General features: G+C 70.8%; 9 protein-coding genes. 5 read left to right on the plus strand and 4 right to left on the minus strand.

Features of this window, described 5'->3' with window-relative positions:
* Window positions 1-100 precede the first annotated feature (100 nt).
* The 3 genes from ACFQ7F_RS42570 to ACFQ7F_RS42580 form a co-directional block, all read right to left on the minus strand.
* Entirely contained in the window at window positions 101-1,525 is a 1,425-nt protein-coding gene (locus ACFQ7F_RS42570; RefSeq protein WP_383283879.1) for an MFS transporter, read from the minus strand.
* Window positions 1,526-1,634: 109 nt separating this feature from the next.
* Window positions 1,635-2,825, minus strand: coding sequence for a lipid-transfer protein (locus ACFQ7F_RS42575; RefSeq protein ID WP_383283882.1), 1,191 nt, complete (start codon window positions 2,823-2,825; stop codon window positions 1,635-1,637).
* Window positions 2,826-2,851: 26 nt separating this feature from the next.
* Complete coding sequence (locus tag ACFQ7F_RS42580) at window positions 2,852-5,035, minus strand: acyl-CoA dehydrogenase (RefSeq protein ID WP_383283885.1); 2,184 nt, start codon at window positions 5,033-5,035, stop codon at window positions 2,852-2,854.
* 252 nt (window positions 5,036-5,287) lie between these two features.
* Here ACFQ7F_RS42580 and ACFQ7F_RS42585 point away from each other — a divergent pair, with 252 nt between their 5' ends.
* The gene (locus ACFQ7F_RS42585) at window positions 5,288-7,015 is read left to right on the plus strand and encodes an MFS transporter (RefSeq protein ID WP_383283888.1); all 1,728 of its coding nucleotides are present in this window, start codon (window positions 5,288-5,290) and stop codon (window positions 7,013-7,015) included.
* Window positions 7,016-7,106: 91 nt separating this feature from the next.
* Here ACFQ7F_RS42585 and ACFQ7F_RS42590 read toward each other — a convergent pair whose 3' ends face one another.
* On the minus strand, window positions 7,107-7,751 hold the full coding sequence (locus tag ACFQ7F_RS42590) for a CatB-related O-acetyltransferase (RefSeq protein WP_383283900.1): 645 nt from the start codon (window positions 7,749-7,751) through the stop codon (window positions 7,107-7,109).
* Window positions 7,752-7,869: 118 nt separating this feature from the next.
* Here ACFQ7F_RS42590 and ACFQ7F_RS42595 point away from each other — a divergent pair, with 118 nt between their 5' ends.
* The 4 genes from ACFQ7F_RS42595 (at window position 7,870) to ACFQ7F_RS42610 (ending at window position 11,779) form a co-directional block, all read left to right on the plus strand.
* A complete protein-coding gene (locus ACFQ7F_RS42595) occupies window positions 7,870-8,514 on the plus strand; it encodes a class I SAM-dependent methyltransferase (protein ID WP_383283891.1) in 645 nt (214 codons plus the stop codon).
* A gap of 98 nt (window positions 8,515-8,612) precedes the next feature.
* Entirely contained in the window at window positions 8,613-9,632 is a 1,020-nt protein-coding gene (locus ACFQ7F_RS42600) for an N-acetylmuramoyl-L-alanine amidase (protein WP_383283894.1), read from the plus strand.
* Window positions 9,633-9,780: 148 nt separating this feature from the next.
* Window positions 9,781-10,641, plus strand: a complete 861-nt coding sequence (locus ACFQ7F_RS42605; RefSeq protein ID WP_383283897.1) for a hypothetical protein — start codon at window positions 9,781-9,783, stop codon at window positions 10,639-10,641.
* A gap of 127 nt (window positions 10,642-10,768) precedes the next feature.
* The gene (locus tag ACFQ7F_RS42610) at window positions 10,769-11,779 is read left to right on the plus strand and encodes an LLM class F420-dependent oxidoreductase (protein WP_383283903.1); all 1,011 of its coding nucleotides are present in this window, start codon (window positions 10,769-10,771) and stop codon (window positions 11,777-11,779) included.
* Window positions 11,780-11,904 lie beyond the last annotated feature (125 nt).

Consider the following 11,904-nt stretch of genomic DNA (forward strand, 5'->3'; position numbering starts at 1 on the left):
GGCTGGATACTTTCAGCCCGGCCGGCGTTTGAGGCCATCTTGTCGGGGGTCCAGGGGGCGGAGCCCCATGGTCTCGGGAAGGGGCGGGGTCGGGGAGAAATCAGCGCTTGGACCCGTCCCGCGGCATCCACACCAGCAGCACCACAACCCCCACCAGCAAAATGCACCCACTGGTCCGGAACGCCATCGCGTACCCGGCCGTCAGCGCCTCCGGAGTGGTCGAACCCCCCATCCGCGACGCGGAAACCGTCGAGAGGACCGCGAGCCCAAGCGCGCCCCCCATCGTGCGCGACGTATTGATGAGCCCCGAGACAAGCCCCGCATCCCCGGGCGCCGCCCCCGAAGTACCCAGGGACGCCAGCGGCGTCGTGGCGAGCCCCGCGCCGAACATCATCACGATGCCGGGCAGCATGATCGAGGTGACGTAGCCTCCGTCGGCGGTCATCAGGGACTGCCAGCCGAACCCGGCCGCCGCCACCAGGATCCCGAGCACGGACACGTTCTTCGCCCCGAGCACGGGCATCAGCCGCGGCGCCAGCTTCGAGCCGAAGACGATCGTCAGGGACGAGGGAATCAACGCCAGGCCCGCCTTCAGGGCCGAGTAGCCCAGGACGTTCTGCGCGTACAGCGTCATGAAGAACCACATGGCGAACATGCCGCCGCCGCACACGAACATCGCCGCGTTCGCCGCCGAAACGGACCGCACCCTGAACAGCTTCAGCGGCATCAGCGGCACCTTCGTACGCGCCTCGACCAGGACGAAGAGGCCGAGCAGCAGGAGCCCGGCGGCGAGCGGCAGCAGGGTCGCCGAAGCCGTCCAGCCCTTCTCCTCGGTCTGCACGATCCCGTACGCGAGCGTGGCGAGCCCCGCCGTCACAAAGACCGCGCCCGGTACGTCGAGGCGGCGTGCCTCGCCGGCCCGGCTCTCGGTGAGCCAGGCCATGCCCGCGACGAAGACGAGAGCGCCGATCGGCACGTTGATCAGGAGCACCCAGCGCCAGGAGAGCAGGTCGGTGAGGACTCCGCCGACGAGACCACCCGCGGCGCCGCCGCCCGCGCCGACCGCCGACCAGGTCCCTATCGCCCGTATCCGGGCGGGCCCCTCGGGCACCGCCGACGTGAGGATCGTCAGGGTCGAAGGGGCGAGGACCGCCGCGCCGAGCCCCTGCACCGCCCGCGCGGCGAGCAGTTGCCACTCGGCCTGTGCGAGCCCGCCCGCGAGCGAGGCCACCGTGAAGAGCCCGAGCCCGACCAGGAACATCCGCTTACGGCCGAAGAGGTCTCCGGCCCGCCCGCCGAGCAGCATGAAGCCGGCGAAGGCGATCGAGTACGCGTTGACCACCCACTGCAGTCCGACGGCGCTCATGCCCAGGTCGGACCGCATGGAGGGCAGCGCCGTGTTCACCACCGACACGTCAAGGACGACGAGGAACTGCCCCGCGCAGGCGGCGAGCAGCACTGCCCAGACGGGTGCGGACTTCCGCGAGGTCGCGGCTATGTAAGTGTCAGGGGGCGTTTGGACCATGACGGGCATGTTCTCAGGGATTGCGTGCCCCGTGCATCGGGGTTTCGGCGCAAAGATCCTCGGCCGCGGGTCCTAGGACTCAAGGCCGCTGCCCCTGCCCCATCAGCCCCTAACCCTTCCGCAGCAACGTCACCACCGCCGCTCCCCCGAGCCCGATGTTGTGCGCGAGCCCCACCCGCGCCCCCGCCACCTGCCGTGCGTCCGCCTCTCCCCTCAACTGCCAGGTGAGCTCCGCCACTTGAGCGATCCCGGTCGCGCCGAGCGGATGCCCCTTGGAGATCAGGCCGCCCGACGGGTTCACCACCCACCGCCCGCCGTACGTCGTCGCCCCGCTCTCGACGAGCTTCCCGGACTCCCCCGCCCCGCACATGCCGAGCGCCTCGTACGTGAGGAGCTCGTTGATCGAGAAGCAGTCGTGCAGCTCGATCACGTGGACGTCCTCGATGCCGAGGCCCGACCCCTCGTACACCTGCCGTGCCGCCGCCCGCGACATCGGCTGCCCCACGACGTCGATGCACGAGCCCGAGTCGAAGGACTCCCCCGTGTCCGTCGTCATCGCCTGCGCGGCGATCTCCACGGCGCGGTCCTGCAATCCGTGCCGCTCCACGAACCGCTCCGACGCGACGACCGCCGCCGCGGAGCCGTCCGACGTCGGCGAGCACTGCAGCTTGGTGAGGGGGCGGTGGATGGTCTTGGCGGCGAGGATCTCGTCGACGGTGTACTCGTCCTGGAACTGGGCGTACGGATTGTGCACCGAGTGCCGGTGGTTCTTGGCGCCCACGGCGGCCAGCTGTGCCTCTGTCGTGCCGTACTTCTCCATGTGCTCGCGGGCCGCGTTGCCGAAGATCTGGGCGGTGGGCGGGGTCATCTCGAAGCCGTGCGCCGCGGCCATCACGCCGTAGTGCCGGGCCACGGGGGACGTTTTGAAGTCCCCGCCGTCGCTCCCGCCCCCCAGCGCGCCGCGCGCCATCTTCTCGAAGCCGAGCGCGAGCACGCAGTCGTTGATGCCGCCCTCGACGAACTGCCGCGCCATCATCAGCGCGGTCGACGCCGTCGCGCAGTTGTTGTTCACGTTGTAGACGGGGACGCCGGTCAGGCCCAGCTCGTACGCGGCACGCTGCCCCGCCGTCGAGGCCTGGAAGCAGTAGCCGACCGGGACCTGTTCCACCTGCTCGTACGAGATCCCGGCATCGTCGAGCGCCTTGGAGCCCGCCTCCTTCGCCATGTCCCAGTACTGCCAGTCCCGCGTCTCGGGCTTCTCGAACTTCGTCATTCCGACGCCGACTATGTACGCCTTCACTGGCCAGCTCCTTCTCAAGGGTGGGGCTAGATGATGGGGCGGGGCTCGGGGTCCCTCGGCAGGCCCAGGAGCCGCTCCGCGACGACATTCAGCTGCACCTGCGTGGTCCCGCCCGCGATGGTCAGGCAGCGCGACATCAGGAAGCCGTGCAGCGCCCGCTCTCCCGCGTCCTCGCGCACCGCGCCCGCCGGGCCGAGCAGTTCGACGGCGAGCTCGGCGACCTTCTGCTGATGCGAGGTCTGCACGAGCTTGCGGATGGAGGCCCCGGCGCCCGGTTCCGCGCCCGACACCTGCCGCATCGTCGTTCGCAGGCCGATGCAGGCGAGCGCGTGCGCCTCGGCCGCGAGCGCGCCGATCCGCGCGCGGCAGGCGCCGTCGAGATCACCGGCGCGCGCGATGAGCGCTTCGAGGCCGGTGTCGAAGGTCAGCTGGTCGGCCATGTGGACGCGTTCGTTGCCGAGCGTGTGGCGCGCGACCCGCCAGCCGTCGTTCACCTCGCCGACGACCGCGTCGGCGGGCAGCAGGACGTCGTCGAAGTAGACCTCGTTGAAGAGGGAGTCCCCGGTGATCTCCATCAGCGGGCGGATGTCGACGCCCGATGCCCGTTTCATGTCGATGAGGAAGTACGTCAGGCCCTTGCGCTTGGGCGCTTCGGGGTCCGTGCGGGCGAGCAGGATCCCGTGGTCCGCCCACTGCGCCGCGCTCGTCCACACCTTCTGCCCGTTGATCAGCCAGCCGCCGTCGACCCGCTCCGCCCGCGTCCGCAGCGAGGCCAGGTCCGAGCCCGCCCCGGGCTCGCTGAACAGCTGGCACCACAGCACCTCGCCCCTGAGCGTCGGCGCCAGAAACCGCTCCTGCTGCTCGCTCGTGCCGTATGCGATGAGCGAGGGCACCACCCAGGTGGCTATCCCGAGATCGCTGACGCGCACTCCGGCAGCCGCCAACTCCTCCTGCACGGCGAGCTGTTGGACGGGCCCCGCGCCCAGGCCGTACGGCTCGGGCAGGTGGGGCGCCGCGTAGCCGGTCGGCGCGAGTGCCTTGCGGGCGGCGGCCGGGTCGAGCCCCCGCGCCGGCGCGACGGCCTCGCGGGCCCGCTCCCTGTACGCCTCCGCCTCCTGCGGCAGCTCCATCCGCAGCTCGCGCCGCGCCCCGCTCTCCGCGAGCCGCACCGCCCGCAGCCGGTGCCCGTCACCGGTGCCGAGCAGCTGCCGGGCAACCAGTGACCTGCGCAGATACAGGTGCGCGTCGTGCTCCCAGGTGAAGCCGATGCCGCCGAGGATCTGGATGGAGTCCTTGGCGCAGGAGTACGCGGCGTCTAGCGCGGCCCCGGCGGCGAGCGCGGCGACCAGCCCCCGCACCTCCGGGGGCTCGTCGGCCGCCCGCGCCGCGTCCCAGGCGAGTGCCCGCGCCTGTTCGAGGCGCACCAGCATGTCCGCGCAGGCGTGCTTGACCGCCTGGAACTGCCCGATGGGCCGCCCGAACTGTTCCCGCACCTTCGCGTAATCGGACGCGGTCCCAAGCGCCCAGGCCGCCACTCCGCACGCGTCCGCCGCGTACAGGGCGCACGCCAGGTCGCGCACGAGCGCCTTGTCGACGGCGAGCAGCCGCGCGGCCGGGACCTCCACCCCGTCCGCCGTCACGTCGGCGGTGGGCCGCGTCGGATCGGCGCTCTCCTGCGTACGTACGGTCAGCTCGGCCGCGTCGACGGCGAGCCACACGGTTCCGCTCGCGGACTCCGCGGGCAGGATCAGCAGGTCGGCGTCCGCCCCCGAGAGAACGGGCGGCGCGGTGCCGTCGAGGACGAAGCCGTCCGCCACGGACACCGCGGTGAGCGTGCCCGCGCCGAGCGCGACGGCGCCGATCCGCGCCCCGGACGCCAGGTCGGCGGCCAGTTCACGGGCGCCCGCGCGGTGCAGCACCTCCGAGGCGAGGGAGCTCGCCAGGTACGGCCCCGGGAGCGCGGCCCGCCCGGCCTCCTCCAGGACGACGGCGAGGTCCACGAGGTCGCCACCACCGCCCCCGTACTCCTCGGGCAGGTGCACCGCGAGCAGCCCCTGCTCGACGAGGCCGTCCCAGTAGGCGGGCCTGCCGCCTGAGCCGGGCGGCCCGTCGAGCAGTTTCCGTATCTCGTCGGGCGGCACGGCGCGGGTGATCCAACCGCGCACCGCTGCCGCCAACTCCCGCTGTTCCTGCGTGATTCCGATGCTCATGCGCGTCCTCGCCGGTAGCAGCTTCCGGGACGGCGACAGACTAGAACACGTTCCAATCTGACGGAAGGTCAGATACTGGGCTCGTTCCGGGCTCGCCGGCGCAGCACTTATCCGACTGGTTAACAACAGGTCAAGACTTGCCCTCGTACGACATCCGTCGGAATAGTCGCCTCGGGAAACAGGTTCCTACTGCACGTACCCCCGCAGTCCGTACCCCTGCCAGCTTTTGCACCGCCCCGGAGGCCCCACGTAATGACGCAGTCGACGACCCACCAACGCGGCACCCGCGGAGTCGTCCCCGTACTCGCCTTCGCCGGCATCGTCGTCGCGGTGATGCAGACGCTCCTGGTGCCGGTCATCAAGGACCTGCCGACGCTGCTGAGCACCACGCCGTCGAACGCCACCTGGGTCATGACGGCGACCCTGCTCGCGGGCGCCGTGTCGACCCCGATCATGGGCCGCCTCGGTGACCTCTACGGCAAGCGCCGCATGCTACTGACGAGCCTGGCCGTGATGGTCGTCGGGTCGCTGATCTGCGGCTTCACCGACGACCTCGTCGTGATGATCGTCGGCCGCGCCCTCCAGGGCTTCGCGATGGGCGCCATCCCGCTCGGCATCGGCCTGATGCGCGACGAGCTGCCCCGCGAGAAGCTCGGCTCCGCGATGGCCCTGATGAGCTCGTCCATCGGCGTCGGCGGCGGCCTCGCCCTGCCGCTCGCGGCGCTGACCGCCCAGCACGCCGACTGGCACATGCTGTTCTTCGGCGCGGCGGGCCTGGGCGTCATATCGATGCTCCTGACCGTCCTCTTCGTACCCGAGAGCACCGTGAAGGCGCAGGGCACCTTCGACGTCCTCGGCGCGATCGGCCTCTCCGCAGGACTCGTCCTCTTCCTCCTCCCCATCACCAAGGGCAGCGACTGGGGCTGGACCTCGGGCATGACGCTCGGCCTGTTCGGCGCGGCGGCTGCCGTCCTGGTCCTCTGGGGTGTGATGGAGCTGCGCCTCAAGGCGCCGCTGGTGGACCTGCGCACCACGGCCCGCCCCGCGGTCCTCTTCACCAACCTCGCCTCGATCACGGTCGGCGTCGCGTTCTACGCGATCTCACTGGTCCTCCCGCAGCTGCTCCAGCTGCCGACCGCCACCGGCTACGGCCTCGGCCAGTCCATGGTCGTCGCGGGCCTGTGCGTGGCACCGCTCGGCCTCACGATGATGTTCACGGCGCCGGTGTACGCGCGTCTGTCGGCGAAGTACGGCCCGAAGGTGACCCTCATCCTCGGCATGCTGATCATCGGGATCGGCTACGGCGCGGGCCTCGGCCTGATGAGCGCCCCCTGGCAGACCATCATCATCGCGGTCGTGGTCGGCGCGGGCATCGGCCTCGCCTACTCCTCGCTCCCCGCGCTGATCATCGGGGCCGTTCCGCCTTCGGAGACGGGTGCGGCCAACGGCCTCAACACCCTGATGCGGTCGATCGGTACGTCGGTTTCGAGCGCCGTCATCGGCATGGTCCTCGCCAACACGGCGAACCATGTGGGCGGCGTCGCCGTCCCCACGATGACGGGCTTCCGCACGTCCTTCCTGATCGCCACGGGCGCGGTCGCCCTGGGCCTGGTCTTCGCCCTGTTCCTGCCCTCCGCCCGCCGCTCGGTCAAGACCCAGCTCCGGGCGAGCAGTGAGGAGGACGCGAACCTGCGCGCCGCGACGGAGGCCCTCGCCGGTTTCCACGGCCGGGTCCTCAGCCCCTCCGGGACGCCGGTCGCGCGGGCCAAGGTCACGCTGATCGACCGCAGGGGGCGGCAGGCGGGGTCGGCCCTCACGGATGAGGGCGGCCGCTACTCGCTCCCGGTCCCGGGCGACGGCTCGTACGTCCTCGCCGCGACGGCCGCCGGGCATGCGCCGCTTGCCTCGGCGGCGGCGCATCGCGGGGACGCGGTGGAGGTCGATCTTCCGCTGCCGGGTGGGAGCGACGTGCTGGCGTAGGGCGGGCGCCGGACGGGCTGGGCATTCCAGCCCGTCCGGCAATTGAGGACGAACTCGGCGAAGCCGGTGATGACGGCAGCCAAGGCCGCCGCTAGGCCCGCGGCGCGACCTTCTCCAGCTCATCGATCGTCCCGGACATAACAGTCCGCACATGCTCGGTGAGCTGTTCCGCAGGCCAGTCCCACCAAGCGACGGCCAGCAGCCGCGCGACCTCGTCCTCGCTGTACCGCGTACGGATGAGCTTGGCGGGATTGCCGCCGACGATGCCGTAATCAGGGACGTCGTCCACGACGACGGACCCGGATGCGACAACGGCCCCGTGCCCGATCCGCACCCCGGGCATCACCATCACGCCGTGCCCGAACCAGACATCGTTGCCGACAACGGTGTCCCCCCGCCCCGGCAGCCCGCTGATCAGATCGAAGTGCTCGCCCCACGAGCCCCCCATGATGGGGAAGGGAAAGGTCGAGGGCCCGTCCATCCGGTGGTTGGCGCCGTTCATGATGAACCGCACCCCCGTGCCGAAGGCGCAGAACTTCCCGATGCGGAGCTTCTCCGGCCCGTAGTGGTAGAGGACATTGCGCGTCTCGAAGGCCGTCGCGTCATCCGGATCGTCGTAGTAGGAGTACTCCCCCACCTCGATCAACGGCGACTTCACCAGCGGCTTCAGCAATACGACACGAGGCTGGTCCGGAAAGGGATGCAGCACCGTCGGATCCGCCGGTACGAGTTGCATGGTCATGCCGCCTTCCACTCCTGTGTACGGCCCCGCCTCGGTCAACGGCCGGGCCATGCGGCAGCATAGGGCGGCCCGCAGACCAACCCCATCGCATTAAACAACCGGAGGAACCCCCATGGCTCCCGAGCCGGAGATCCTGGCCGCCTTCGAAGCGGCGAAGGGGTTCATGCCCACCGGCGAAGGCCTCGCCCTGTACGACGCGGCAGCAGAAGCCGCGGCGCTCGGCCTGCCGCTCCTGGAGGTCGGAACGTACTGCGGCCGCTCCACGATCCTGCTCGCCGACGCCGCACGCGAGGCGGGCGTCTCGGCGATCACGGTGGACCACCACCGCGGCAGCGAGGAGCAGCAGCCTGGCTGGGAGTACCACGATCCGGCGACGGTGGACCCGGAGGTCGGCCGGATGGACACCCTCCCAACCTTCCGCCGCACGCTCCACCACGCGGGCCTCGAAGACCACGTGATCGCGATCGTCGGCCGCTCGCCGCAGGTGGCCAAGGCGTGGGGCGGGGCGCTCGGTCTCGTCTTCATCGACGGCGGCCACACGGACGAGCACGCCACCGGCGACTACGAGGGCTGGGCCCCGCACATCGCGGAGGGCGGCCTGCTCCTGATCCACGACGTCTTCCCGAACCCGGCGGACATCATGACGGGCCAGGCCCCGTACCGCGTCTACCTGAGGGCGCTGGAGTCCGGCGCGTTCACCGAGGTCTCGGCAACCGACTCGCTGCGTGTCCTGCGGCGGACGGGCCCGGGAATCTGACTCCGCCTTCCGCCGAACGGACAGATCGGCTACGGCACGTGCGCCGGAGAGTCCTGGGACGCTGCGGGAGCACGTGAACGGCCCGTAAGGTGTCAGTCGTGTCGTACGTCGGTCCGGAAAGCCAGCCCCCACGCCCGCCCCGCCGTTTCAGCGGCGGCCCCCTCACCGTGACGCTCGCCGCGCTGGTGCCGACGTGCCTGGCGGGGTGGCTCATCTACGAGGCGACGAGCGGCCCCGGCGGGAGCGAGCCGCCCAGGACTCTCCCCGCGTCGAGCCAGTCCGAGTCCGCGCAGGGCCCATCGGCGGACAAGCCGTCCCCGTCGGCATCCGACAAGGACGACAAGACCCACCAGGGCGACAAGGGCGATGAAGCCGACGACAAGGCGAGCGGCAAGCCGAGCGCGACGAAGCCGCCGAAGTCGTCGGGCGGCCCCGCGGCCTCCGGCCCCCTCAAGGGCAAGGTCGTCGTCATCGACCCCGGCCACAACCCGGGCAACGGCAAGCACACGGCCGAGATCAACCGCCTGGTGAACATCGGCACCAACCGCAAGGCGTGCGACACCACGGGCACCTCCACGAACAACGGTTACAGCGAGGCCCAGTTCACCCTCGACGTCTCGCGCCGCCTGCGCACGCTGCTCCAGAAGCAGGGCGCCACGGTGAAGTTCACCCAGGACGGCGACCGCCCCTGGGGTCCCTGCGTCGACGAGCGCGCCCGCATCGGCAACAACGCCCACGCGGACGCCGTCGTCTCCGTCCACGCCGACGGTTCGGCGGCGGGCAACCGCGGTTTCCACGTGATCCTGCCCGCGTCGGTGAAGTCGGGTTCCGCGGACACCTCCAAGATCGTCGTCCCGTCGCGCGCCTTGGGCGAGCGCGTCGCCGGGAAGTTCCTGAGCGCGACGGGCAGCGCCCCGTCCAACTACGTCGGCGACGGCACGGGCCTCGACGTGCGCAAGGATCTGGGCGGTCTCAATCTGTCCACCGTCCCCAAGGTGTTCATCGAGTGCGGCAATATGCGGGACGCCAAGGACGAGGCGTTGCTCACCAATGGCACTTGGCGGCAGAAGGCGGCCCGGGGGATCTCGGACGGAATCGTGAGCTTTCTGCGGGGATAACGCGTCGGTAGGTCTTTATCCCGAGCAGACACCCCACCCGTGCGGACGATAATGTCCTCCGTACGATGGGGGGCCATCCCCGCGCTCCGCGCCGCTACCTGGGGCGAGCGACGCCTCCACCGACGAGACGACTGACGAAGGACCTGAAGTGAATATCCGCTCTCTCACTCGAGGCGACGGCGTGGTGATCGGGGCAGCGGTATTGCTGTTCATCGCCTCGTTCTTGGACATCTGGGATATCGAAAGCATCTCGGACTCCGCCGACATGCCCAACGCCTGGAACAGCGGGCCGTTCCTGATGAGCGTCACCCTGGCCGGGCTCATCGGCGCCGTCTGCATCATCGTGGCTCGCGGCCTGCCCGCGGCCCCGAAGGTCCTGGGCATCGACCTCGGCCACTTCGGCGTCGTGTTCACCGTGGCCGCTCTCTGGAGCGCCCTCGGTCAGATCTTCGACCCGGCCAGCGGCATCGACAACATGGGGCAGGGTGACAGCGGCATCGACGCCGGCATCGGCACCATTCTCTCCCTGATCGCCGCGCTGGTCCTGGCCGCCGGGGCGATCCTCGCCCTGACCGTCCCCGCCTTCAAGGCTCCCCTCATCGGCGCCCCGCGCCCCGCCGCCCCCCAGCCCTACGGCGGCCAGCCGCAGGGTGGCTACGGGTACCCCGGTGCGCAGGGCCAGCCGCAGCAGGGCCAGCCGTACGGCGCCCAGCCCGGTCAGCCCCAGCAGGGTCAGCCCTTCGGCGCCCAGCCGGGTCAGCCGCAGCCGGGGCAGCAGACGCCGCCTCCCGGGGCGGCGCAGGCCACCGGTGAGTTCTCACCGTTCTGGTTCGCCGTGCCGGTGCCGCGTCCGCTGTACGCGGAGGACGGTTCGCCGACGCCGATCGCCGAACTGGCGCCCGGCACCTGGTACTTGGCCGTCGAGCAGCGCGGCCCCGGCCTGGTGGCCCAGACGCAGGACGGCCGTCGCGGCGTGCTGCAGGACACCACGGGGATCCAGCGCGGCTGATCGGCCACTCTGGTCTCTCCCACACCTCGCGGCCCCTCACCCTTCCGGGTGGGGGGCCGTTGTCGTACAGTCGCCATCCTGCAGTGAACTGACGGCCCGTCAGAAAGGATCGGGGATGGGCACAGGTATGCGCCTGGGACTCGCTCTCGGCTACTGGGGGCGCGGCCCCGACCCCGGGCACGTGGCACTCGCCCAGGAGGCCGAGCGGCTCGGGTACGACTCCGTGTGGACGGCGGAGGCGTGGGGGTCCGACGCCTTCACCCCCCTCACCTGGATCGCGGCACAGACCTCGCGGATCAAGCTGGGCACGGCGATCGTACAGATGGCGGCGCGGTCTCCGGTGACGACCGCGATGCACGCGCTGACTCTGGACCACCTGTCCGGTGGGCGGATGATGCTCGGGCTCGGGCTTTCCGGGCCGCAGGTGGTGGAGGGGTGGTACGGCAGGCCGTTCCCGAAGTCGCCGCTGACCGCCACGCGGGAGTACGTGGATGTCATCCGCCAGGTGCTGCGGCGGGAGGGCCCGGTCGCCCTGGACGGACGCTTTCACTCCCACCCCTACCGGGGGGAGGACGGCAGCGGTCTCGGCAAGCCCCTGAAACCGATCACGCATCCGCTGCGGGCAGATCTGCCGGTGCTGCTCGGTGCGGAGGGCCCGAAGAACATCGCGCAGACGGCGCGGATCGCGGACGGGTGGCTGCCCCTTTACTGGTCGCCGATGCGGGCCGACGTGTACGAGGCGTCGCTTGCGGGCGTGCCGGACGGTTTCATGGTCGCGCCCATGGCGCGGGCGAAGGTCTGCGACGACGTTGCGGAAGGCTTGCTTCCGGTCAAGGCGATGCTGGGGTTCTATATCGGCGGAATGGGGCACTCCGCGCGAAACTTTCATGCGGATCTGATGGCGCGGATGGGGTTCGAGGAGGAGGCGCGCAGGATTCAGGAGCTGTTTCTTGCGGGGCGGCGGGAGGAGGCGGTGATGGCCGTGCCGGATGCTTTCGCCGATGAGATCTCGTTGGTGGGGCCGCGCGGGCGTATCGCGGAGCGGCTGGAGTTGTGGCGTAAGGGTCCGGTGACGGATCTGCTGGTACTGGCCCCGGACCGCCATACGTTGCGGGTGCTTGCGGAGTTGAACGGCTAGGCAGGGGCGGTCCCTGCGGGGCTTTCCCCCACCCCGCCCCTTCCCGGCTGCATCTATTGGCGGCTTCGCCGCGCAGGGGCTCCGCCCCAGACCCCGGTCCTCAATCGCCGGACGGCTGAAAGATT

Origin of the sequence: Streptomyces sp. NPDC056486, assembly GCF_042795295.1 — a bacterium.
Classification (GTDB): domain Bacteria; phylum Actinomycetota; class Actinomycetes; order Streptomycetales; family Streptomycetaceae; genus Streptomyces.